This window comes from Magnetococcales bacterium, from assembly GCA_015228935.1.
GTDB lineage: Bacteria > Pseudomonadota > Magnetococcia > Magnetococcales > DC0425bin3 > HA3dbin3.
Genome location: JADGCO010000032.1, coordinates 19,450 through 42,982, shown reverse-complemented (window position 1 = coordinate 42,982; position 23,533 = coordinate 19,450). Strand labels below are relative to the sequence as shown.

21 protein-coding genes are annotated in these 23,533 nt (G+C 53.1%); 17 read left to right on the top strand and 4 right to left on the bottom strand.

Going from position 1 to position 23,533, the window contains the following annotated elements:
- Window positions 1-212: 212 nt before the first annotated feature.
- Window positions 213-1,016, top strand: coding sequence for a hypothetical protein (locus HQL65_09710; GenBank protein ID MBF0136504.1), 804 nt, complete (start codon window positions 213-215; stop codon window positions 1,014-1,016).
- A gap of 124 nt (window positions 1,017-1,140) precedes the next feature.
- On the opposite strand, the gene tpx is transcribed toward HQL65_09710, so the two are convergent.
- From tpx to HQL65_09695, 3 genes are all read right to left on the bottom strand, one after another.
- On the bottom strand, window positions 1,141-1,638 hold the full coding sequence (tpx, locus tag HQL65_09705) for a thiol peroxidase (protein MBF0136503.1): 498 nt from the start codon (window positions 1,636-1,638) through the stop codon (window positions 1,141-1,143).
- Between the two features lie 139 nt (window positions 1,639-1,777).
- Window positions 1,778-2,056, bottom strand: coding sequence for a hypothetical protein (locus HQL65_09700; GenBank protein ID MBF0136502.1), 279 nt, complete (start codon window positions 2,054-2,056; stop codon window positions 1,778-1,780).
- A gap of 316 nt (window positions 2,057-2,372) precedes the next feature.
- Complete coding sequence (locus HQL65_09695) at window positions 2,373-3,359, bottom strand: zinc-dependent alcohol dehydrogenase family protein (protein ID MBF0136501.1); 987 nt, start codon at window positions 3,357-3,359, stop codon at window positions 2,373-2,375.
- A 280-nt stretch (window positions 3,360-3,639) separates the two neighbouring features.
- Between HQL65_09695 and HQL65_09690 the strand changes: the two genes are divergently transcribed.
- The 11 genes from HQL65_09690 (at window position 3,640) to HQL65_09640 (ending at window position 19,699) form a co-directional block, all read left to right on the top strand.
- The gene (locus tag HQL65_09690) at window positions 3,640-4,863 is read left to right on the top strand and encodes an outer membrane beta-barrel protein (protein MBF0136500.1); all 1,224 of its coding nucleotides are present in this window, start codon (window positions 3,640-3,642) and stop codon (window positions 4,861-4,863) included.
- Between the two features lie 45 nt (window positions 4,864-4,908).
- Window positions 4,909-5,490, top strand: a complete 582-nt coding sequence (locus tag HQL65_09685) for a polysaccharide export protein (protein ID MBF0136499.1) — start codon at window positions 4,909-4,911, stop codon at window positions 5,488-5,490.
- 9 nt (window positions 5,491-5,499) lie between these two features.
- Window positions 5,500-8,061 (top strand): hypothetical protein, encoded by a 2,562-nt coding sequence (locus HQL65_09680; protein ID MBF0136498.1) that lies wholly within the window; start codon window positions 5,500-5,502, stop codon window positions 8,059-8,061.
- Entirely contained in the window at window positions 8,036-8,785 is a 750-nt protein-coding gene (locus HQL65_09675; protein ID MBF0136497.1) for a capsular biosynthesis protein, read from the top strand. The genes HQL65_09680 and HQL65_09675 overlap by 26 nt, the downstream gene beginning before the upstream one ends.
- Window positions 8,782-9,528, top strand: a complete 747-nt coding sequence (locus tag HQL65_09670; GenBank protein MBF0136496.1) for a hypothetical protein — start codon at window positions 8,782-8,784, stop codon at window positions 9,526-9,528. Before HQL65_09675 ends, HQL65_09670 begins: the two co-directional genes overlap by 4 nt.
- Before the next feature lie 359 nt (window positions 9,529-9,887).
- Window positions 9,888-10,997 carry an O-antigen ligase family protein gene (locus HQL65_09665; GenBank protein MBF0136495.1) on the top strand — a complete coding sequence of 370 codons (1,110 nt, stop codon included), beginning with the start codon at window positions 9,888-9,890 and terminating at the stop codon, window positions 10,995-10,997.
- Between the two features lie 105 nt (window positions 10,998-11,102).
- A complete protein-coding gene (locus HQL65_09660; protein MBF0136494.1) occupies window positions 11,103-13,547 on the top strand; it encodes a FecR domain-containing protein in 2,445 nt (814 codons plus the stop codon).
- 21 nt (window positions 13,548-13,568) lie between these two features.
- Window positions 13,569-14,984 carry a hypothetical protein gene (locus HQL65_09655; GenBank protein MBF0136493.1) on the top strand — a complete coding sequence of 472 codons (1,416 nt, stop codon included), beginning with the start codon at window positions 13,569-13,571 and terminating at the stop codon, window positions 14,982-14,984.
- An 11-nt stretch (window positions 14,985-14,995) separates the two neighbouring features.
- Window positions 14,996-16,804 (top strand): hypothetical protein, encoded by a 1,809-nt coding sequence (locus tag HQL65_09650; protein MBF0136492.1) that lies wholly within the window; start codon window positions 14,996-14,998, stop codon window positions 16,802-16,804.
- A gap of 147 nt (window positions 16,805-16,951) precedes the next feature.
- Window positions 16,952-18,523: an MBOAT family protein gene (locus tag HQL65_09645; protein MBF0136491.1), complete on the top strand. Its 1,572-nt coding sequence runs from the start codon at window positions 16,952-16,954 to the stop codon at window positions 18,521-18,523.
- Between the two features lie 192 nt (window positions 18,524-18,715).
- On the top strand, window positions 18,716-19,699 hold the full coding sequence (locus HQL65_09640; GenBank protein ID MBF0136490.1) for a hypothetical protein: 984 nt from the start codon (window positions 18,716-18,718) through the stop codon (window positions 19,697-19,699).
- Window positions 19,700-19,899: 200 nt separating this feature from the next.
- On the opposite strand, the gene HQL65_09635 is transcribed toward HQL65_09640, so the two are convergent.
- Complete coding sequence (locus HQL65_09635; protein MBF0136489.1) at window positions 19,900-20,604, bottom strand: hypothetical protein; 705 nt, start codon at window positions 20,602-20,604, stop codon at window positions 19,900-19,902.
- A gap of 305 nt (window positions 20,605-20,909) precedes the next feature.
- Here HQL65_09635 and HQL65_09630 point away from each other — a divergent pair, with 305 nt between their 5' ends.
- The 5 genes from HQL65_09630 to HQL65_09610 all read left to right on the top strand — a co-directional run bounded on the left by HQL65_09630 (window position 20,910) and on the right by HQL65_09610 (window position 23,523).
- Window positions 20,910-21,461 (top strand): GNAT family N-acetyltransferase, encoded by a 552-nt coding sequence (locus HQL65_09630; GenBank protein ID MBF0136488.1) that lies wholly within the window; start codon window positions 20,910-20,912, stop codon window positions 21,459-21,461.
- A 117-nt stretch (window positions 21,462-21,578) separates the two neighbouring features.
- Complete coding sequence (locus tag HQL65_09625; protein MBF0136487.1) at window positions 21,579-21,779, top strand: hypothetical protein; 201 nt, start codon at window positions 21,579-21,581, stop codon at window positions 21,777-21,779.
- A gap of 104 nt (window positions 21,780-21,883) precedes the next feature.
- Window positions 21,884-22,156 (top strand): hypothetical protein, encoded by a 273-nt coding sequence (locus tag HQL65_09620; GenBank protein MBF0136486.1) that lies wholly within the window; start codon window positions 21,884-21,886, stop codon window positions 22,154-22,156.
- Window positions 22,153-22,626 carry a hypothetical protein gene (locus tag HQL65_09615; protein MBF0136485.1) on the top strand — a complete coding sequence of 158 codons (474 nt, stop codon included), beginning with the start codon at window positions 22,153-22,155 and terminating at the stop codon, window positions 22,624-22,626. The genes HQL65_09620 and HQL65_09615 overlap by 4 nt, the downstream gene beginning before the upstream one ends.
- Window positions 22,627-22,716: 90 nt before the next feature.
- On the top strand, window positions 22,717-23,523 hold the full coding sequence (locus tag HQL65_09610) for a methyltransferase domain-containing protein (GenBank protein MBF0136484.1): 807 nt from the start codon (window positions 22,717-22,719) through the stop codon (window positions 23,521-23,523).
- Window positions 23,524-23,533: the final 10 nt, after the last annotated feature.

The window sequence follows — 23,533 nt, the reverse complement described above, 5'->3', positions numbered from 1 at the left end:
GTCCTGGCGGCGGCCCCGGGATGATGAACGGTCCTGGCGGACCTGGGATGATGAACGGTCCTGGCGGACCTGGGATGATGAACGGTCCTGGCGGCGGCCCCGGGATGATGAACGGTCCTGGCGGACCTGGGATGATGAATGGTCCTGGTGGAGCCGGGATGATGAATGGTCCTGGTGGACCTGGAGGAATGGGTAGGTTTGGAAACTTGGGGATGATGGGAAGACCGGGTGCCACTGGTTCCAGAATGATGGGTGGACCTGGCAGATATGGTGTCATGAATGGATATGGTGGACCCGGGATGATGGGTGGCCCTGGTGGACCCGGCATGATGAACGGTGGACCCGGGATGATGGGTGGCCCCGGTGGACCCGGGATGATGGGTGGCCCCGGTGGACCCGGCATGATGAACGGTGGACCCGGCATGATGGGTGGCCCCGGTGGCCCCGGGGTGATGGGTGGCTCCGGTGGTCCTGGTGGGCCTGGAATGATGCATGGCCCGGGAGGAGGAAATCGCGGCTGTTTTGGTATGATGGGTGGTTCCCAAGGTTCTGAGACTCAGGAAGATGAGTCCGGCATGACTGCCACTTCCCAGGGTTCCGAAATGCAGGAAGGTGAATCCGGGATGATGACCGGATCTTCCCATTCTGGCGGGATGATGCACCAGGGGTGCTGTAAACAGGGATGCTCAGGTGGTGCGATCCAGAACATGGCACCCGAAGCCATGGGACCTAAACTGGATGCCCTGAAACAAAGCCTGGAAATTACATCCGTCCAGGAAAAAGATTGGCAGGCCTATGCCGATGCCGTCTCTGATCTGTTTTCCACCCGTAGTCGGTTGTTTAACGATGCTTCCCAGGAATCTCTGAACTCTTACCTGGAACGTGTTCAAAAACAGTTGGAAAACAAGGAAAAGGTTTTTGGGTTGAGACGGACAGTGTTGCAAAAATACCGCTCCCTGTTCCAGAATCTCTCGGCAGTCCAAAGAGAAATCATGACCAGGCAGGGAATTTTCTGAAACTTCGTGGCAGGAAGAAAGTCGCCTCTCCACTTTCGGCAAAGCAGATGCAAATCACGGTACTTTGGCCGATCCGTGGAGAGGCATGCCGGAGAGTGATTGGAAACAGGACCAGGTTACTGGATCAAAGAGCCTTCGTGGCCTTTTCGTAATTGGGTTCCTGGACAATTTCAGGAACCTGCTCGGCGTATTTGACCTTACCCTGGGGATCGATCACCACAACCGCCCGTGCCAGAAGACCCGCCAAAGGTCCATCGACAATACGAACACCATACGCCTCACCAAAACCCCGTTGCCGCAGTTCCGTGGCGGGAATGACCTTTTGTAAACCCTCAGCACCACAAAAACGGCCATGTGCGAATGGCAGATCCAAAGAGACGCACAAGACCACCGTATTGGGCATTTTATCGGCTTCGGCATTGAAGCGGCGAACCGAAGTGGCGCAGACTGCGGTATCGATGCTGGGGAAAATATTTAGCACTAAAGTTTTTCCGCTGAAATCTTTCAGGGATACATCCGACAGATCGGTTTTGGTCAAAACGAAATCCGGTGCCTTGGTACCTACGGCGGGAAGGGTACCGCAGGTGTTGATGGGGTTGCCCTTGAGGGTGATTTTTGCCATGCCAGTCTCTCCTTGGTTGATGCCAGGCCAGGTTATGACAACCATGTGTTGTACGCGCCAAGCCCAGGTATGACCCCCCCGAGCGACAAATGGAGCCTCACCAAGGATAGAGACTTGTCAGGCAAAATAAAAGAGGGAACTACGCCCAGTCCGAATTTTCTTCCACGCCATGGCGACTTTTTTGTCCGTCAAAGAGCGGCAGGTGGAAACCGTCCTGGAGCATGCGCCCGTGTCCCTGTTCTTCAAAATCGGCAAATGCCTGGTCAATCCGATCCAGGGTGTTGAAGGCATCGCCGAGTCCCTGACTCAGTTGCAGACGTTCCCGAGGAGAAAGGTTGGCCAGCAGGATTTGCGGATCGGACAGATCCTTGGCCAGCAACAGGATCGCATCGGCAATTTTCGAGTCTTGTCTACCCATGAGATGATCTCCCTGAAGATGGCGATTGGCCATCGTTTTATGTGTTTATTGGCTTGGAATCAACAATGCCCGGAGAATCCTGCACAAAAATATCGAATAAAATTTTAAGCAAAAAAGATGCCAATAATATCTTATGGCAACAGGAATCGAACCGGAATCTGCAAGGCACCTGAAGCAGGGAGACAGACGGAAGCGAACCGGAATCTGCAAGGTACCTGAAGCAAGGGGGCAGATTCGGAAGAGGCCAAACTCGGAAGAACATCTTTCTGGAGGAAATCTGCAAGAGGCCTGGAGCAGGAAGGCAGATCAGAGGAGCTTAAACCCGGATGAGAACCTTTCCGAGAGCTTTGCCATCGGCGACCACGGCATGCGCCTGTTGGGCTTCAGCCAGGGAGAATTGTCGGGGGTGAAGCAGAGGGCGCAAACGACCGGCATCAACCAAGGCGGCTGTGCGGCGCAGAATATGGCCATGATGGGAACGTCCGTGACCGGTGAGCAGGGGCAGGAGCATGAAAACGACGTGCAGGGTGATGCCTTTGGCATGCAGGGGGGAGAGATCATGGGTGGAACGGGCCACGCAGGTGACAACCGTTCCGCCGAGGCGTACTGCCTGAAACGAGGCATCCAGGGTTTGCGTACCCACGGTATCGAAGATCAGAGCGAAACCCTGCCCCTGCGGAGCGTGCTGTCCAAGCTCTGCGGCGGGGATTGAGCGGTAGTCGATGGTGTGATCGGCCCCCAGATCTTTGGCAATGCGGGCTTTTTCCGGGGAGGAGACGGTGGTGGTGACGACAGCCCCGCGCAGACGGGCCAACTGCAAGGCAATGTGACCGACACCGCCGGTTCCGGCATGGATCAGGACCGGATCGCCGGGGCGGATGGTGGCCCGATCCATGATGCCTTCCCAGGCGGTCAGGGTCACCAACGGCAGGGCCGCACACTCCACCAGGGAGAGGGAAGCCGGGCGATGTGCCACCAGGCGGGCATCGGCGAGGATATATTCGGCCAGGGCACCGCCGCTGCCTTTAACGCCTCCCACGCAGCCGAACACCTCGTCTCCGGACCTGAAACCGCTGACACCCACGCCCACTTCCTCGACGATTCCAGCCACATCGCCATGGAGGATGGCCGGCAGATCCGGGGAGAGAGGAAGTCCCAGGGTACGAATTTTTACGTCAATGGGATTGACACTGGTGGCGACGACACGCAGGAGCAGATGTCCTGGTTGGAGCCGGGGTTTGGCGACCTCTGCCTGACGGAAAGTGGCAGATCCACCATATGAATCGAGCAGCATGGCTTTCATGGCCGGCATTATGCATGAGACCCGGTTGGCTGTCAATGTGAGGAGAAGGTTTTGTACGGCTGATTTGGCGTTCGAGAGCGTTGGGAGTGGGGTTTGGAGCGAAAGTCGATGTTTTTTTATGGTCCAGAGCTTGCATCTCCTTCATACCGTCTTGATGTTCAGCGCCATGCAGTGCGGAGTATTGGCGGATCGTGAGACGGAAAATGTTCGGTAAGACAATGAACTTATTGGTGAATATAAACTTCATCAGAAGTTCGTCAATGGTTTGGCGAAAGTAGCCATGTCAAGAACAGGGACAATCATACCCGAGACGGGGGAGGAGTTCCGTCAATCCGAGAGCCTGCCGATTGCAACTCGGCTGTGGGCTGCCGGGGTGATTGCCATTTTGTTGACCATGTGTGGATCGCTTGGCTACCTGGGTGCGGCGGATGGGGCGCGTGGGATTCCGGTGGGAATTTTTCGGGTGAAACCCTCGCTGACCATCTCCTCCCAGTATGATGACAACGTCTTCAAAAGCAGGCAGAAGGTTGGTGAGAAAATTCTGAATATCCAACCAGTTGTTCAGTTTTCCACGCATTGGAAGAAGCTTGCCTTCCAGGCCGGTGTCTCCAGCAGCATCGTTCGTTACGAGAGTCGCTCCACCGAGGATTTTGAAGATCATAATGTGTCCATGGATGTCAAATATTCGGCCAATCGGCATCTGGATCTGGGCTTGAAATCCGAGGTTTCCTTCAATCACGAGAGTCGTGGTGCGCCCGATGTGGGTCAGATTGGTGCCCAGGATAAGCCGCGTCGCTGGAAACATTACGGCATCGATGGTTCTGCCCAATACACGCAGAACCGTTTCCGTACCCAACTGGAATTATCACATCAGATTGACGAGAAGCAGGAAGTTGGCAATTATTGGAACAAGGCGGCTCTGACGCTCATGTTTGCCATGGCTCCTCGGACATCTCTTGCGACAGGCCTGGGTTGGAAGGGCATTGTTTACGACAATCCTGCCTTGCGAAGAGACAGTCAGGAGAAGACCGTCAATGTTGGCGTGAACTGGACCGGTACAGCCAAGACTCAAGGTGACTTGAGAGTTGGTTACGCTTTGAAGGAACCCGAGAATTCAGCAGCGGAAAACAGCAGTGCGATGACCTTTGGAGGGTCTGTTTCCTGGAAGCCGCTTGCCAGAACCTCATTGAACCTGAACGCCAACCGTGCCTTTGCCGAGGGTGGGTTGGTTGCCGACTATTACGTGACAACCATGGCCGGGGTGGGCTTGTCCCATAAATTGCGATCCTTCCTGACCTTCAAATCCAATCTGGACCATACCACGAATGATTACAGCTCCGGTCTGGAAAATGAAATCTGGAAAGGTGGGGTTGGGTTGGAGTATGCTTTCCCCCGTTGGTTGACGATGAGTTCAAATTTTGGTCGGACCAGCCAAAAATCAAACCAACCGAATTCGGAATATGACAGCAATGAAGTGATGATCTCCTTGACCGGTGGTCTGTAATCGGACACCGAGGGTCTCAAGCTCACGGATGTGGAGAACCGATAGATGAGACAACAAAGCAGATCCTGGTGTCGCTGGCGGTCGGGGGTTTTTTCCTGGCTGATGGTGGCACTGCTCCTGTTTCTGTTTCATGGTGTTGCGTCTGCGGCCGAGGAGTCGCATCTGCGATCCCAGTACAGACTGGGACCGGGCGACAAAATCCAGATTTCCGTCAACGAGGAACCGGACCTGTCCGGCATGCACAAGGTCGGACCGAATGGCAAGATCTCCTTCTCCTTTCTGGGAGATGTTACCGTATCGGGTTTGACGGTCAAGGACGTAGAGAAATTGTTGCGCAGCCGGCTGGCAGACGGATACCTGCGCAATCCCGTGGTAAACGTTTCCATCACTGATTTTCGAATGTATTTTATCAATGGCGAAGTGAAAAGTCCCGGTGGCTTTCCCTTCCAGCCCGGCTTGACGGTTCGCAAGGCCGTGACCCTGGCTGGCGGGTTTTCCGAGCGGGCCGCCGACAAGAAAATTACCGTCATTCGTGGCAACGATCCCAGCCATAAGGAATTCAGCATACGCCTGGATGATCCAGTCTATCCGGATGACATATTGACAGTTCCGGAAGGTTTCTGGTGAGGTTTCCGCATGGCTGATGCCACGATTGTCAAGGCTGAAGAGGGGTTGGACTCCGGCAGGGTGCGTCATGCCTCCGCTCAGGTGCGTGCCCCCTATGCCGAACATGGGCCGTCCGAGATCGAGGGTCCCAGCTATTCGTTGCGCTTCTTTCTGCTGCTGATGTTGCGACGAAAGTGGCAGATCATCAGCGTCGTTTTTCTCTTCGTCATGCCGACCCAGGTCTACCTGTGGTCCCTGGTACCCCTGTACCAGGCTGAAGCCAGCATGGTCATCGAACAAAAAACGGTCAAATTGATCGCCTTCGACGATGTCTATCAGTCCAATGCCGGTCAGTCCGGGTATATGCAGACCCAGATGGAGCTGATCAAGAATCGAAAATTGGCCGAAGAAGTGGTGCGCCGCGAGCGGCTGGATCTGGTGCCCGAGTTTGATCCCAGAGTGCTTTCCAAACGGCGTGGCTGGTCCTTCAGCTCGTTGTTGCCCGAATCCCTGTCCCAGTTGTTGGGAGGAGATCCGGTTCGTCAAGATTCTGACGAACCGGTCGTGGACGATGGAAAACCCGATCCCCAGCGCGTGCAACAGGTCGTGGATATGGTCCAGGGACGGATCAGCGTCGGAACCGTTGGTCGCAGTGAAATCATTAAAGTCTACTTTGTGGCTGAAGATCCGAAACTTGCAGCACGAGTCGCCAATACGATCATCCAGGTCTTCATCGACCAGGAAATGGAAGCCAAACTCCAGGTGACGCAGCATGCTGCCAATTGGTTGATGAGCCGACTGGAAAATTTGCGCAAGTCCCTGGAAAAATCCGAAAAAGATTTGCAGGTCTACCGGGAAACAACGGGTTTGCTGGATTCCCAGGCAGCACAGAGCATGGACCGTCAGCAAATGGATGGGATCAATACCCAGTTGGCCCAGGTACGTGCAGAGGCCGGGGCGGCCCAGACCAAATATGAGCGACTGGCGGGCATGTTGAAGGGATACAAGGGGGATATTTCCCAGCTTCCTTTTTCAGACAGTCTACAGCTTCTTGAGCTGAAAAAAGAAAAAGGCAAAATCGAGCAGAGCCTGACCGAACTCTCCGACCGCTATGGTCCCAAACATCCCCGCATCATTCGGACACAGAAGGAACTGGAGGAGATTGATCGCAAGGTCAGGCAGGAAGTCGAGCGTCTGGTGGCCATCGTCAAACATGAATACACCGTGGCCGACGCCCAGGCGAGTCGTCTGGCAAGAGAACTGGAATCCCAGCGGGGACAGGTTCAGCAAATCCAGAAAAAAACCTACCAGATGAACAAGCTGGAGCGGGAAGTGGCCGCCAATCGCCAGCTTTATGACATGTTTTTGAAACGTTTCAAGGAGACCGGTCTCAGTGAAGGGATGCAAACGGCCAATGCCCGTCTTCTGGAGTCATCCAGACCTCCCGGGGGAATCTTCTGGCCCAATAAAAACCGTACCCTGATGCTGTGGACATTTGTGGGATTGGTAACGGGTCTGGGCCTGGCGTTCCTCCTGGAATTTTCCGACAGTACCTTGAAAACGCCCGAAGAGCTGGAAATGATGAGCGGCCTGCCCCTGTTTGCAACCCTTCCCCTGTTGCACTTGCGGCGGCGCGATCCCACACCTCCGGAAGAGATGCAGTCCAGGCATCCCAAGTCCAACTATTCGGAGGCGGTACGCAGTCTGCGCACCGGCCTGCTGTTTGCGGATATCGATCGTCCCATGCAGATCATCATGGTGACTTCCGCGTTGCCCGAAGAGGGGAAGACCACCGTGGCCATCAACCTGGCCCAAGCCTTCAATCAGGCTGGTGACCGGGTCTTGCTGCTGGAAGCCGATCTGCGGCGTCCTCGCCTCAAGGAAATTTTTCCGGTCACCGGTTCCGCAGGCGTGACTGGCTATCTGTCTGGTTATCTCCAGCAGGAACATCGCACCCATAAGGAGCGTCGGTCGGGTTTGGATCAGCGCTCCGGGGTGGAACGCCGCCAGAAAGGCTCGGAATCCGAGTGGCGTGGCGTGGAACGCCGCGATGGATTGGACCAGCGGCAAGGTGTTGACCGGCGTCAGGCTGTGGATCCCCGTCGGACCTCCATGGAAATTTTACGCAAGGAGGTCGTGGAAACGACCTTCGGTTTGCATATCCTGCCCAGCGGACCGACACCCCCATTTCCCAGTGAAATCCTGGCTTCCAAGCGCTGGCGGGACATGTTGACCGAATTGCGCAAGGAGTATGATCGAATCATCATTGATGCGCCGCCCACCCTGGTGGTCACCGATGCACAAATCCTGGGTGAACAGGCCGATGGTGTCGTCTTTGTGGTGAAGGCCCATAAAGCCGGTCGTGACGTGGTCATGGGTGCGCTGCGTCGCTTGCACCATTCACAGATTTCTGTCGTCGGGTGCGTCTTCAACAGTGTCGATATGCGCCAGTTGATGTATTACAGTGGCGGCTACCGCTACGGCTATGGCTACGGCTATGGCTACGGCTATGGCTACGGCTATGGCTATGGAACAGGCTACGGAACGGGTTACGGTTACTACGGAGATGACAAAGACGGCTCCAAAGGCTGATTTTTTGACAGGATTGATCGATATCCACTGCCATATTCTGCCGTCATTGGACGATGGTCCGGAAAGTCCCCGGCAATCGCTGGCCATGGCTGAGTGCGCGGTGGCATCGGGAACCAAAATCCTGGTGGCCACGCCCCATATGAACCCAGGAGTCCATGACAACGCGCCAGCCCGTATTCAACAGGCAACCGTCTGGTTCCAGGGTTATTTGCGCCAACAGCAGATTGATCTGGATGTGCGCTGGGCGGCGGATGTCCGCATCTCTCCGAATCTTCTGGCCTTGGCGGAAAATGGCAGCTTGCCTTCCCTGAATAAAACTGGGCCGCGCTATTATTTCCTGTTGGAATTTCCGCATGATATGATTCCGCCAGGCAGTGACAAGGTCATCCGCAGGTTGCTGGATCGGAATTACGTTCCCGTTTTGACCCATCCAGAGCGGAACGGGTCGGTCCTGGCCAATCCGGGAAAAATGGCTCCCTTTGTGGAGATGGGGTGTCTCAGTCAATTGACGGCTGGTTCGCTTACCGGCGAGTTTGGACCGGTAGTTCGGCGCTGCGCCAGAATTTTACTGGAAAAAGAGTGGGCGCATGTCATCGCCAGTGATGCACACGACGTTCAGAGGCGTTCTCCCAATCTCCAGGAAGGCGTCCGTGAAGCGATCCGGATTGTCGGCCACTCTCGCGCTCTGGCCATGGTGACCTCCGTTCCCGGAGCCTTGCTGTGAAACCGAATCTGTCCGTCTGGCGGGTCTCCCTGTTGCCTCTGGCTTTGTTTGGTCTGTGCCTGTTCCTTTCCTACTGGGCCGGGAGTTGGGGGTTGGCAGAATTTTATGTTTTACCCCTGGAAAAATTGTTGGTCAGGATCCAGGATCCGAAATTATCCCTCGAAGAAAAGGAAAAGGTCTGGAAACAAGCCGTTGTCTATGGCAAACATGCATTGGAACTGCATCCGGGCAATGCTGAATACTGGTTGCATTTTGGACAGTTGCAATATATATGGTCACGCCAGATCAAGGAAGACACCGTCAGGGCATCGGCCTTGTTGCAGGAGGCAGTGGTCAGCTATGAAACAGCCGCCAGATTGCGGCCCACCTGGGGATATACCTGGATCAATCTGGCCCAGGTGCGCATGGTCCAGGGGCGGGATCATTGGCCGGAATCGGTTTTGCACCTGGAGCGGGCCATGGTTTTTGCACCCTGGGAACCCAGTGTCCAACTGAATGTGGTGCGCTTGGGGTTCACCTTGTGGTCTTCCCTGGAAGAGCGTTTGCAAAACGACATTCTCAACGTTGCGCTGCGTGTCATGGGACACTCTCCGCATCAGGTTCTCGAATTGGTGAAACGCCATGGAAAAAAAGACAATATTCTGCCCCTTGTGCGCTTTCAGCCCACGCTTCGTGCAGAGTTCGATAAATATTTTGGCATTGTGTCTTCTGGCGAAAAAGAAATCGTGAAAGAACGTCCATGAAGGTTGGTTCGGTTGTGTCTGAAAAAAAAGATTCTCTCGAATCATGGATTTTCTATCTGTTCTTGCTGCTGATTTTTTGGGCACCTCTGCCCCTGGGCAGCAATCGCCCCTGGGCCTGGAGTGTTCTGGAGGCGGGTACATTTTTATTAACCGGGTTGTACTTTTTTTCTCATCTTGGAGAGAAGAAGTCATTCGGGAGAGTTTTTCATGAACATTTCACCCAGGTATTTCTTTTATTTGTTTGGGTCATGATTCCGTTGCTCCAGGTTGTTCCCATTCATGTGTCCATTCTTTCAATATTTTCTCCGGCAACAGTGGAGATAAACCATTTTACTGGTGTTGAAGGCAAATCGTTTGTGGTGTCCCTTGACAGAACGGCCACCCTGGTGGAGTGGCTGAAATATTTAACCTATTTTTTGGCGGCTTTTCTGGTGTTGGTGGTGGCGCGAACCCGGGAACGTTTGCGCATATTGGCCTGGACCATTCTTTTTTGTGGAATTTTTCAGGCTGTTTTCGGGTTGTTCGTGTACTTTACCGGCTTTGATATTTCCTGGTGGGTTCCTGAAAGCAAGGGGAGCGTCCATGGAACGTATGTCAACAGGAATCATTTTGCCGGATTGTTGGAGATGGCCATTCCGCTTGGATTTGGCTTGTTGCTTGGCTGGATGCGCAGCAGTGAAAGTCAAAGGAGCTTCAGGGAATCCCTGATATGGGCACTTCAGAAGATCAGCAGCCGCAATGGCGTGGTCTCTTCATTACTGGTTCTCATGTTTTTGGCCTTGTTTTTAAGCACGTCCCGGGGGGGAAACATGGCACTGCTGGTTTCTCTCCTGTTGGTGGTCATTCTGGCACAATTTCGGCGCCGAAAATCCAATCGGGAAAAACGCCTCATTATTCCCATCCTGATATTGTCTTTGATTGCCGGAGGGGGAATGGGCATTGGAATTTTGACAGAACGGTTCAAGGGTTCGTTCATGGAGCAGTCGGGACGCTTGGAAGTTCATGCCGGGACTGTTGAAATGATTGGGCATTATCCCATATTTGGCGCGGGCAGCGGCACCTTCAAATACATTTTTCCCATTTATCGAACAGAAAAAATCCAAAAATTCAACGACCATGCCCACAATGATTATCTTGAAATCCTGGCTGCCCAGGGGTTGCTGGGTTTTGGTTTGTTGGGTGCTGCTTTTATTTCCTGCTGGTGGACCATGGTTCGCCGCTATCTGCGTCGCCGGGATCCCTTTGCCCGGGGAATCCTGTTTGCCTCACTGGCCGGCACGCTCTCCCTTTCCCTGCACGGTTTGGTGGATTTCAATTTTCAAATTCCAGCCAATGCCTACTTTTTTTGGATTCTTTTGGCCATGGGGTTGCAGGCATCGATCATACCCCATGCCGCCTTTCCCGGAGGTCATCACCGTAAAAACCGGTCTGACAAAGCGGTTTCGTTCCCCAGTGAACTGTCACGATAAGAAACTTCTTAACATTATCGAGCTGTTTCTGTATCCTGGCTTGGCATGGTTGCGTGTAGACAACGGCGGGTCTCTGAATTTTGGGGAGGGACGCAGGTGACAGTCATGAAAAAGTGTGGATTGATCGTGTTGCCGGGGTTGGTTGCCGTGCATCTCTTTGCCGGCGGGGATGTTTTGGCCGCCGACCAGACCTCTCCGGGGACAGGCGCGACCGGGCAACCCGGTCCGGGTGGAACGGGACCGGGCAAAAGGTTGCACCTGGGGCGGGTCATCGAGGTGGAAAAAGATGTCAAGGGCCAGGACGGGAAAGCCCAGCCGGTACCCATCGCTGTCAATGATGCGGTTTATCCCCGCCAAAAAATCATCACTGGTCCCGGCTCCCGGGCCGTGATCCAGTTCCGGGATGGCTCGACTTTTTCCATAGGTCCGGACAGTCAGATCGTCCTGAATCAATTTGCCTTCAACCCGGCAGAGAGCCGGGCAGAAAAATCTGTGCAGGTGGTCAGCGGGGCCTTTCGGTATCTCTCGGGATTTGCCGTCAAGGATTCCAATGTGCGTATCGATACCACGACCGCGACCATGGGGGTGCGTGGTTCGGCGGTGGAGGGGGTGGTCGCGCAAGGCGTTCCGGATTTCATCAATGTGGCCAATGGCGAGGTTGCCCTGAAAACCCAAAAAGGGGAGGTCAAGGTGCAGCAGGGCCAGTCCAGTGCGGCGTTCGATGTGGCCAAACCTCCAGCCGACCCGAAAATCATCACTCCGGCCATGGCTCTCCAGGCCGTCAAGCACATCCAGAAAGAGGTCGGAGTCGGTCTTCCCAAGGCGAGGCCGCTGACCAAGGAACAAATTCTGGCCGATGCCCAGGTCAACAGGCTGGGTTTTGTCGAACAGGGTGGGACGCCGGTTGCAGCAAAACCGGCAACCGGAACCAGGGAAATCCCAAAATCAGGTCCAGCCAAAACGGGTCTGGATAAAAAAGGACAAAAATCGGGGGCAGGCAAAGGTCATGAAGCCGTCGATGAAATTCTCGGTGCCCCCAAGCCGGGAGACCTCTCCCAGTGGTTGCGTGATCTTGAGGAAAAGGTAGGTCTCTGGCAGAGGGCCATTGCCAACAGCGTGTCCTTCATCCGGGAAGCGGCTGCGGCCAATCTGGACGAAGTGGCCGCAGCCGTGACAATCCTGGTCGAGGCGCAAAAGATGGGCGTTCTGGGGGTCAGTCCGGCCAACATGACCCCGGCTCAAAAGGATTTCATTGCCAAGGTCAATGCGACCAATCCAGGGGCTGCCGCTGCCTTGCAACAGAGCAATACCCAGCAACAGGCGAACAACCAGACCACATCCACCGCAGGCACGCAACAGGTGATCAGCGGTTCGGCCCAGGTGGCCGTCAATCCCGCAGAAGTGGCGAAAGTCGTTGCCGCAGCCGTGGCTGCGGTTGACAAAGCCACGGCAGGAACCAGCATCGTTTCCGTCATCGTGACGAGTTCACTTTCGGCACAGGGAATTACAAACAATGCCGAGGCAGCCACTGTGATTACAGCGGCAGCGGCCAAGAGCGACCCGACGGTTGCGGCTGAGGCGGCATCGGCGGCTGTGAAGGGTTTGCCAGCCACGGAAGCGGCCAAGGCAACCGGAAGTGTTGCTGCGGCTGCCGCATCGGCATCTCCCCAACAGGCTTCCCAGATAGCGTCCGCCATGGCGGCTGTCTTGCCCGCCAATGCCGCACCCCAGGTCGCTGCCGCCATTGTTCAGGTCGTGAATAAAAGTGAGGCATCCAAGGTTGCCGCTGCGGTTGTGAACAACACGTCAACAAATGCCCAGGCCGTTGCCGTGGCTGCCGCAGTGGCCCAGGTGATCGGAAAGAATGACACGTCGGTGTCGGCGGCAGTGGCCGCCGCTGTCACCCAAAAGGTGGGGAGTCAATCCGCATCGGCAGTGGCGGCCGGGGTTGTCCAGGTCGCCGGAGCCAACAGTGCCAAAGAGGTGGGACAGGCTGTTGGCAGTGTTGCCAATACAAAAGCAGCCGAGGTGGCATCTGTTCTCATGCAGTTGGTTCCTGTCTCTGAACGTGAAATGGTCAAAGCCTCGACAGCAGCGGGTGCCAAGACGACCGTGGCCAGTATTGAAACGGGCATGAAAAACGTTTCCCAGCAGCAGGTGAATACGGTATTGCAGCAGGCTTCCGTGGCGAAAGAAGCTGCCGTGACCACGGCGCAGCAAGCCACCCGGGATGCAGCAGAATCCCAGAAGGCGACCAAACAGGTTCAGGATGTCATTCCCAAGGCCGAACAGCAAAGAACGGATGACAAGACGAAGACCGACCAGAAACAGGACGCCAAGAAAGACGACGCCAAGAAAGACGATGCCAAGAAAGACGATGCCAAAAAAGACGATGCCAAAAAAGAACCTGCTGAAGAAAAGCTGGGTAACAAAGAGGAAGAAAAAATAAAAGAGGAAGCCAAAGAGGAGAAACAAGAGCAGAAAGAGCAAAAAGAGGAGGAGAAGCCGAAAACGAAACCGGATGACAAGGAAACAGCCAGTCCCAGTTGATATCAAAAGGATCTTTTCCAGGTGATTGCGCGTGCCGGGTGGCGGTTGGTTTATTTTCTGCTGAGTCTTGCCTTGTCTCCGGTGGAGGGCATAGCCGGGGAAAAGCCGTTCATTCCTGAGCCGACATCCGGGTCTGCCGTGCCTGTGGATTGGATTCGGATCATCCGGGAAGAGATTCCGCCTCTGACCCATCCTCGGGGGGATCGGTTGCCCATGATTCTCTGGGAGTCCGGTGGCCATGAGCCGCTGCCGGAAGAGGCCGTCCGCATGCTGCTCGAACGGGGAGTGACCAGGACCATCCGTTTGAATACCCGGCAAATTCCTGCCGCTCGTGCCTTGCAACAGGCCGGGTCCCCGGTCATTGTTCTGGAAGCCCGGGGCGGAATCTGGCCGTATGAGGCAACAGAGGGTCAAAAAGACCGATTTTCACCAGGTGACCTGAGTGGGTGGGCGCGTGCCGCCAAGGAATTTCGTACCACCCTGGAGGCTTTCCGTCAGGCGGGAGTGAAAATCGACGGGTTTTGGCTTGATTTTGAAGGACAGCCGAGCATGGCTGCCTATGATATGGTCAAAAACACCCCCGAGTTTCGTCGCCTGTTGCCTCCGGATGCCTGGGCCACCCGGGAGGCTTTTTTGCGTTTTCGTCGCCAGTTCTGGGTGCAACTGATGTCGGCTTACGTTGCGGCCCCGTTGCGGGAGTACTATCCCCAGGCTTCCATCACCAATTGGGTGATCACCCTCTCCTCGCCGGAGCGGCCCGTTCTCGACTGGTATGATCAACCTCACCCCCCCCTGGGACCCACGCTCTTTACGGCGACCACTCCGGTGGCCTATGCCATCGATACCGCTTTTCTCAGTGGTTGGCGCAAAGACAATCCCTGGGATCAGGAACATGTGGACCGTTTGTTCATGAATGTCCTGTTGCGGCAGGTGTCCGACAATGGCTGGAATGTGCAGCGGCAAGCCCCGTATCTGCAAGTCATTCCCTGGGTGGCGCGCTGGGTTCCGGATCATCCCAAACAAAAAATTCCGGTCATGAGCCGGGAAGCCTATCGAGAAGCCCTGCGGCACTTGTGGTTGCGGGGAGTGGATGCCATGCAGGTATTCAACCCCGTGCATGCCGGTTTTCGTGACATGGCCATTGCCGAGGTGGTCGATGCCACCCGCATCTACGATGAAATGCTGGCCCACAAGGAGTTTCTCGATCGGGGTGAAGTGTTGAACTACGCCTATCCAGGTCCACAGGAGTCCGGTTTGATCTGGTCCGGTCTGCGTCTTGGCGAGCGGGCTGTCGTGCGCCTTTACGACCACGGTGGTGCTGCCGGCCCGCATTCCCTTGAGCTTTGGCCCGGTCAACAAGTCACGCTCCCTGTTTCCCAGGGGCAGGGTAGCACCCATCTGGTCAGCCGACCGAGGCCGACTTTGAAAGACGAATGAGGGGATTATTCGTGACACCTCATGAATCCGCAACCGTGGAGGGGGATTGTCTGGTTCCTGGCAGCGACACCTCCGGTGTTGCTCCTGGCTGGTGTGCGCACGCTTTGCGGGTCTGCCATGCAGATGGCCGTGGGGCACACCTGCTTGGGCTGTTTTTGTTGCTCCTCTCCGGGGGTATTCTGGGATACATCGTCTTGAGTATGGGACCCGCCGTCCAATGGCGTTCATTTCACGAGGTCGCTGTCTTTCTCGATGAAGGCTGGCGCATCCGCAATGGACAAATACCACACGGTGATTATTTTTCTTATCAAGGTGGCCTCTATGGCGGTTTGTTGGCCCTGGGCATGTGGCTGACCCATGACTCGGTGTCAGCTCTTCCGGTTGCGGCTGTGATCGTGGCGGGAGTTTCTGGCCTTTGGGGCTGGATCCTTGCCAGTCGGCGTTTTTCTGCCCTGGCGACCCTGGTTTTTGTATGGCTCGTGCTGATGGCAGCCCTGGCCGTATTGGTGCCTGGGGAACCCTCGTTCAAACATACTTCCTATGTTGGGCAATACAACTGGTTCGGCTGGTCGTTTTTGTGCCTGCTGGCCATTCAGGTCATGGTCCCTCTGACCACTCCCGTCACGCCCGCCGGCAGGCATCTGATGGCCATCTCAGTCGGGACGCTGTTGGCGATCCTCATGTCCATCAAACTCAATTTCATGTTGGGTGGTTTCGTTCTGGTGCTGGGAGGCATGATTCTCTTCGGATTCCGCCATATGGCCCCTTTGACGCTGTTGGCAGCGTTTCTCATCTTCTGGGCTTTGGCTTGGCTGCTGTTGGGGATGCGCCTGGATCAATACCTCCTGGACCTGAAGGCTGTCATGGGCAGCAGCCAGTCAACCGGTCTCGTGTTGGGTACAACAATCAAGATTTTTGTGCATAATTTCGACTGGTTTGTTGTTTTACTGTTCATGCTTCTCATGGGTCAATCTGGTACTCCACGGAAATTTGTCTTGCATCAGTTGGGCAAAGAAAAAATCCGGCTTGCCCTGGCAATTTTTCTGGTGGCTGGCGTGGATTGTTTTGTGGCTTCCATGGTTGACATGTACAGTTTCATCACCGGTGAGCTGTCCATCAAAGCAAGGACACTGCCTCTTGTTGGCGTGGCCACGCTCATGACATGGGAACTCTTGCGGCGGGATTGCTTATCCTTGACCCGGGATCAACAGCAGATAAAAGTATTTCCCCACCTGTTGGCCATTGGCTTCGGGACGTATTTTATTGCAAGAATATTTTTGTTGCCCAACATTCTGGGTATTGTCTACGCCTTCAACTGGCATACTCATGAGGCCGCAAAGCAACCGGCAATGGCCAGAATACAGACAGAATCCTTTGCAACGCTGCTGCTCCCCAAAAAATCCTACACACAGGCATCGAACGAATATGATTATGCTGCCACCGTCCGTGATGGTTTGGCGTTGCTGAAAAAACACATCACGCCAACCAGCCGTATTTTGGCGTTGGACTTTCACAATTCGTTTCCGTTTGCCTTGCGTCTGCCGCCTCCCCGTTGGGGAACATTCTTCTATATGATTCTGCTGTGGGACGATGGCCAGTTGCGACAGACCACCCGGCCAAATTTGCACAAGTCTCTCGACGATGTGGATCTCTTGATGATTCCAAAATGGCATGACGGTTTCTCTGCCGGTATCCGGGAGAGATATGCGGCGAAAATCGCTTCTCATTTCAAAAAAATAGATGAATCGTCCTTGTGGACTCTCCATGGGTCAGGTTTGCAGACATCGGTGCAGAAGATCTCGGCAGATCAGCCACCCTGACTCTTCGGCAGATCAGTCACCCTGACTCTCTTGTTTGCCTTGTTGCCTTGATTTCCATGCCAGGTTGACGTAGCATCGACCGGTCAACAAATAGATGAAGGCAAAGACCATTGGGGTGGATTGACGGGTTCCTGGGAGTATGACTCGGTGCTTTTCAACTCGTTCGGTTTCATTTTTCTTTTTCTCCCCGTTGCGTTCTTTGGATTCTATTTGGCAGGAAAATATTCCCAATCGATGGCGGTACTTTGGCTTGGGTTGGTTTCGCTGTTTTTTTATGGGTGGTGGAATGCCTCCTTTGTTATTCTTCTGCTTTTTTCAATCATAGCCAATTTTTATTTTGCAAAAATTCTGTCATCTGCCGTCGAAAATAAAAGCAAATGGAAAAAAACATTTCTGGCAGGGTCAATCAGTTTCAATATTGTCATTCTGTGTTATTTTAAATATGTCAATTTTTTTATCGATACCCTGAACAGTGTCACGGGATGGCAGATACCCTTTGCACATGTCATCCTGCCACTTGGGATCTCTTTTTTCACTTTTACACAGACAGCCTTTCTGGTTGATGTGTATCGTGGCATTGCCAGGGAGTACAATTTTATTTACTATCTCCTTTTTGTGGTCTATTTTCCACACCTGATCGCCGGACCGGTCCTGCATCACAAACAGGTGATGCCGCAATTTGCAGACAGAAAGACTTATCGTTTGCAATTGGAAAACATTTCAACAGGCATGACGATTTTTACCATCGGTCTGGCGAAGAAGGTCTTTCTGGCCGATCCTCTGGGAAGCTATGTCACGCCGGTTTTTCAGGCGGCAGACCGGGGCTTTGAGCCGATGTTGATTGCCTCCTGGTGTGCGGCCATCTCTTTCACCCTGCAACTTTATTTTGATTTTTCAGGATATTCCGACATGGCCATCGGTATTTCCCGTCTGTTCGGGGTGGATCTTCCCATCAATTTTGCCTCGCCTTACAAGGCGGTCAATATCATTGAATTCTGGCGACGCTGGCACATCACCCTGTCCAATTTTTTGCGGGATTACCTGTATATTCCCCTGGGTGGCAACCGGCAGGGCAGGATGCGTCGCCACATCAATCTCATGCTGACCATGCTCTTGGGGGGACTTTGGCATGGTGCCAGTTGGAATTTTGTTGCCTGGGGGGGATTGCATGGCCTCTATCTGGTCATCAATCATGCCTGGCATGGGGTCAGGGAACGTCTGGGCATTCTTCCGGTCGTTGACCCTTCAGGATTTTCTCGTGTCGTTGCCACGGGTTTGACCTTCCTGGCGGTGGTTTGTGCGTGGGTGTTGTTTCGGGCTGACAATCTCACTTCAGCCAGCGTGATCTTGCAAGGCATGGTGGGCATTCATGGCATCACTCTGCCTCCCGGTGTGGCCGTCGTTCTAAATCCCCTGCTGTCCATGTTGTCTTCTCACCATCCAACCATTCAATACGATGGTGCCTTTGCCGGTGTGCCGGGGTTGCGTGATTTTTCTGGATTTCTGCTCTTGTCAGGTGCTGCATGCCTTGTTACCTTCGCCTTGCCCAACACCCAGGAATGGATGTCCCTGGTCGAACGTCGTTGTTCCAGAATGAACTTGACATCAGGGTCTTCATGGTCGCCGAATGTGTTTTACGCTGTTCTCATGGGTGTTGTGTTTTTTTATGTGTTGATCGGTTTGAATAAAATAAGTCAATTTTTGTATTATCAATTTTAAATCACGGCGGTTTTAAAATATTTTATTGTCAATCTCTTCTTTCATGGATTTGCTTTTTTAGAAATATATATCTGTAACCTGTTTTTCTCAATTTCCTTGCTTTTTGAAATATCTGGAGTGGATTCCGATAAAATTATGAATATAATGCACAGAATGAGTCACAAGAGCTACTTGTTATGGTATTTTTCAACCGTGGCAGGTTTGTTATTTATATTTTTTCCTGTCTCTTTATATCTGGGTCCCGTTGAAGGAGATTTGACCCGTATGGGGTATTGGGCGGAAAGAGATTTCGGCTTGAATAAATCGCAACGTCCTGTTTCTATTATAAATGATTATAATCCACCAGCGCAATCTGACATTATGGTCCTGGGAGATTCTTTCAGTATCGATACATACTGGCAATCAGAATTGTCAGCCATATTGAATAAAAGCATTCAGACCTACGAATATACCAGGTCTGGATGTGTTGATAATTGGGTACAATGGTTGTTAAATATAAAGCATGCAACAGTCAAATTAGTGATTATGGAGGTCATCGAACGACAGTTCATGACTTTTTCCAGGATCATTCCCTGTCGGACTTTTATACCTCAACCGGTTCATTCGGCCCATTCCAGAACATCCTTGTTGACAAAGATGGATTTGCCAGAAAACAGGCGCGTATATTCACTTTCCCCGCAGTACCTTTACCATACGCTCAGAAATACCATTCGGATGACCCGGACCAATAGCCTGTTGGTGTCGGGGATCGTTGTCAACGTTCCACTCAAGAGAAGTGACTTGTTTTCCAATCGTCGATCTGACCGGATGTTGCATCTCGATGAACACGACGCCAAATCCAGGTGGAGTGTTTCGGATATGCAACAGTCAATTACCAATCTGCGCCAGTTGCAGGCGCAGTTTCGTGCCAAAAATATTGAGTTTGTTTTGGTCGTGGTGCCAGACAAATCAAATGTCTATAAACAGTATATGGAAAATGGCGCTCCCTTGCCGGAAGTATTCGATGTATTCCAGGAAACGTTCACGGCGGGTTTGTCAGCGGTCAATCTGTTGACTTATTTTCGGGGTTTATTGCCGGAAATCATGGATCTGTATCGTCCAAACGACACCCATCTCAGTCAGGAAGGATACAGGCTTATGGCCCGTGTTCTGGCAGAAAACATGAAGCTTCCATAAAGACAGATGATCTGCCTTTCATGTTCCATTCCCATCAGAGGCTGTCTAATAACATGTTGATTTCAACAAAACGAATGAAAAACTGGGATGGAGGTCCAGGAGGAAGCGGCTCTGCCCTTCCTCTTGGCGGGGTTTGGGGCGTAGCCCCAATAAAATCTTTCTTTCCAATTTTTTTTATCCGAAAGTTAATAGACAGCCTCTCAGAACGACATGCGGATATTGCCCAGAATATTGCGCTCCTCAATCTGATTTTGCATCAAAAAGGAGCGCGTCGTCACTTCACCGGTCAGAGCGTGTGAAATGTCGAAGCGGGCACCCAGCGCCAGGTTGCCACTGCTGGGCGCGAGACTGAATGGCACAGACTCTTCGGTGGCCATTTTTTTATCGAGGGTCAAAGCCAGGTAAGGTTCCCAGTCATGGAAGGCATACCCCGCTGCCAATGTACTGGAAACATGCCGGAAAACATTTTCGGCCACCCGGTCGTTGCCAATACTCCGGTCAGAACTGGTCTGATAGGAAATTTTGCCGTTGATGTTCCACGGATTCTGGTTCGACAAGGTCGTCAGATTGAGGCCGAAGGCATACTCCGACAGAGGCCCTCGTTCCGGATGGGCCAGAGAAAAGGTTCCGTCGGCATTGGGGAGGAGGGGGTCGGCAACCTTGTGGGCAAAATAGGGGTTGAGAATCCAATTTTCCTTGTTGGCATCGGAACCTGCCGTGATTGCCAAAGAGCTGTGAGTGTAATCCGGGTTCAGGAGCGCAGGGGGGCCTGGATCAACGCCAGCCTGGAATGCAGGGCTTCCCTGATTGACACCGTCCTGGGCAGCCAAAGGTCCAGAAATGGCGAACATGACCCCGGTTACCAGGGCGCAGGCGGCCAGAAATGAATTTCGATTGTGTTTCATGGTGTGCCTCATGGATGGCTTGCAACTCTTGACCGTATTCGACTTTCCACCAGGAGCGGACGTGACTGCTTTCCATTCATCCTGAAAGGAGGAGGAGGGGGGAGATGGCGGGTATCGCACCCTGCAAAATAATTGACCCCCTCAGAAAGCGAGTATATGGCAATCTGGACTCCTTGTCACGCCTTTTTTGCCATTTTTTTGGCGTCACCATGCGGTGTGTGTATGCAACATAATGATAACATTGATGAAAAATAATCAAACAAAAAATGGACCTGGCCAAGGATTTGACATGGGGGAAAAAGGCCTTGCGACCTGGAAAGTTTGAATTATCCTCTCCCTTGGTCTTTCCCTTCACCCAACAGGATCATGCAGCGGTGTTTACCCTCAGACATGCGACCCGGGATGATATTCCAGCCATCTGTGATTTTTCACCGGATCCGATGGAATTGTTTCGTTTTTTTCCCCAGGCACACCATCCGTTGACCCCTGAACAAATGGTCGAGGGTCCTTTTCGACACCGTTCAGACCAGACCCTGCTTTTATGGGATGACCAGCCTACCGGATATGCGGATATTTACGATCTGCAACCCGGAAAAGAGTGTTTCATCGGTCACGTCATTGTGGATCGTACCTGTCGTGGTCGGGGGGCGGGTCGTTTTCTGGTAGAGGGGATGATTCGTATCGCCCGGGAACGCCATCAGGTTCCCCTGATCCGCCTCTCCTGTTTCAGCGACAATACGCCCGCTCTTCTCCTGTATCATGAGCTTGGCTTTCGTCCGCAGGGCATGGAGGTTCGCCTTGCCCCGCAGGGTTCCCGCCTCGTCATGCTCCATCTGGAACGACAATTTTCCGTATGAAACGCCTGTAGATTCGGGATTGGTCGATATGGACAGAAACGGAGATAAAAGCTTATAATGGTATAAATATTGCTTGAATATCGATTGTCCTCAACACGCACATTCACAAGGAGGTGAATGATGGCAGTCGATCAGGCAGCCTTTTTGCGCATCGCCCTGCGTGGCGGTCGCTTCCTGACCACAGAATACCATATCGAAACCATGGCCCGGGATCTGGGCATGCAAGCCGATACTGTCCGACAATGGCTTGCGCTCGTGCGACGTTCCGAGAAAAAGGGTCAGGAGTGGTCAACCAGGCAAGAGTCCGTTTTTGGGTGATAGCGTTCGGGTTTATTTGATTGACAGGGTGCCATGTCTCCAGTAGCATCAACTCCGTGAGGTTGTGGTTTGGAGTACTCTTTTTCTGTTGGCAGGTGTCGAACATGCGTCAAAATTTTTACAGAAAAATGGGTTCTGATACTCATGGATGGAGGGGGGGTGGCTTTCCGAATGGTAAGGCTGAACCTGCAAAGCTCTCCGAGCTTATCAGGAGTTTACTCGTGATCAAAGAGAAATACGGTATATCCGAACGCGATTTTTCGAAAATTGTCGTGTACGTCAGTTCCTTCTATGTTGCTGGAAACATTGAATCGAGGGTGAATGATTTTATCAGGAAAAATTTGAGTGCCGATGCCATTGTGAACCGAATGTTATGACGGAAGAGAAAAATATCCTGACGGATTCGTCGAAAAACGAGGATGAAAAGGGGAGTGCTGCCATTTCCAGGTCTCCTGGCGTATTGGGCGATTCTGTTCTCAGTACCGTTGATCTCCCTCCAGAAGCAAAAGAGGCAATCACTCAGTTGATTATTCAGGCGTCTTCGGCAAATTTTTCGGGAGATATTTCAAATCCGATTTATGAACAAATCAATCCGGAACATATCAACAAAATTCTTGATATTTCCCACTCGGAATTAAATCTGGCCCATAAGGAATCTCTGTCCATAAGGAGATATTTTTCGTTTCATGTATTGATTGTGGGTGTCGTATTTTTATGGACCACATATTTTTTGGTTAATCATGATGCAGAACTCTATAAAGAAACCCTGAGATATGTCGTGACGTTTCTCGGCGGATTGGGAAGCGGGTATGGGTTGAAGTCATTTGTGTCCAGCAAGCAGAAATGAATTTCTGTTTCAGGTGATGTAGACAAAATGATGGAAAGCGGGTGCTGGCCCTCCATGGAACAAGGCTGATGGATTGTGGATAAATCCCTTTTGGTCCGCGTTTTCGGATTTCCGGCCCTCCTGGTTCATGGCGACACCCTGGTTTTGGATCGCTGGCGGTGGGTACGGCGGCATCTGCCCAGGAGTACCGAAAGGTCGCGTCTCATCGATGTGGGGTGTGGCAACGGGGTGTTCAGCATGGGGGCTGCCCGCCGTGGCTACCTGGCCCTGGGACTGAGTTGGGATCAACGCAATCGGGATCTGGCCAGCGAACGGGCCGCCCTCTGCCAGATTTCAGGGGCCAGTTTTGAAATCCAGGATATTCGCAATCTTGCCGAGAGAAGCGATTTGCACCAGCAATTCGATACGGCCATCTGCCTGGAGGCCATCGAACACGTCCTGGATGATCGCCGCCTCCTGCATGCCATCGTGGCTTGTCTCAAACCCGGCGGTCGTCTGCTCCTGACCACACCGTATCTGTATTATCGCGCCATCACGCCCAGTGATGATGGCCCGTTCAGTGTCGTCGAAGATGGGTGGCATGTCCGCCGGGGATATTCGCCGGCCATGTTGACCGAATTGTGCCAGGATGCCGGATTGCTCCTGGAGGAAATCTCCTATTGCAGCGGTTTCCTGAGTCAAAAATTGACCTGGGCCATACGGAAGTTGATACGCATCCATCCCCTGCTGGCCTGGGGCGTGACGCTGCCTCTGCGGATTTTACCACCCTTGCTGGATCCGGTTCTGGATTACCTGACCGGATGGCCGGCGTACTCCATCTGCCTTGTGGCCTGCAAACCGCGTTTTTCAGGGGAAAATTTTTTCCCCGCAACGGGTTCCAGGCAGAGTGACATCTGAAACATCAGGT

What these genes read in the sequence shown, in the direction of transcription:
- HQL65_09710 (MBF0136504.1), top strand. Translation starts at nt 213, where the DNA reads ATGATGGGAAGACCGGGTGCCACTGGTTCCAGAATGATGGGTGGACCT.
- tpx (MBF0136503.1), bottom strand. Translation starts at nt 1,638, where the DNA reads ATGGCAAAAATCACCCTCAAGGGCAACCCCATCAACACCTGCGGTACC.
- HQL65_09700 (MBF0136502.1), bottom strand. Translation starts at nt 2,056, where the DNA reads ATGGGTAGACAAGACTCGAAAATTGCCGATGCGATCCTGTTGCTGGCC.
- HQL65_09695 (MBF0136501.1), bottom strand. Translation starts at nt 3,359, where the DNA reads ATGAAAGCCATGCTGCTCGATTCATATGGTGGATCTGCCACTTTCCGT.
- HQL65_09690 (MBF0136500.1), top strand. Translation starts at nt 3,640, where the DNA reads ATGTCAAGAACAGGGACAATCATACCCGAGACGGGGGAGGAGTTCCGT.
- HQL65_09685 (MBF0136499.1), top strand. Translation starts at nt 4,909, where the DNA reads ATGAGACAACAAAGCAGATCCTGGTGTCGCTGGCGGTCGGGGGTTTTT.
- HQL65_09680 (MBF0136498.1), top strand. Translation starts at nt 5,500, where the DNA reads ATGGCTGATGCCACGATTGTCAAGGCTGAAGAGGGGTTGGACTCCGGC.
- HQL65_09675 (MBF0136497.1), top strand. Translation starts at nt 8,036, where the DNA reads ATGACAAAGACGGCTCCAAAGGCTGATTTTTTGACAGGATTGATCGAT.
- HQL65_09660 (MBF0136494.1), top strand. Translation starts at nt 11,103, where the DNA reads ATGAAAAAGTGTGGATTGATCGTGTTGCCGGGGTTGGTTGCCGTGCAT.
- HQL65_09635 (MBF0136489.1), bottom strand. Translation starts at nt 20,604, where the DNA reads ATGAAACACAATCGAAATTCATTTCTGGCCGCCTGCGCCCTGGTAACC.
- HQL65_09625 (MBF0136487.1), top strand. Translation starts at nt 21,579, where the DNA reads ATGATGGCAGTCGATCAGGCAGCCTTTTTGCGCATCGCCCTGCGTGGC.
- HQL65_09620 (MBF0136486.1), top strand. Translation starts at nt 21,884, where the DNA reads ATGCGTCAAAATTTTTACAGAAAAATGGGTTCTGATACTCATGGATGG.
- HQL65_09615 (MBF0136485.1), top strand. Translation starts at nt 22,153, where the DNA reads ATGACGGAAGAGAAAAATATCCTGACGGATTCGTCGAAAAACGAGGAT.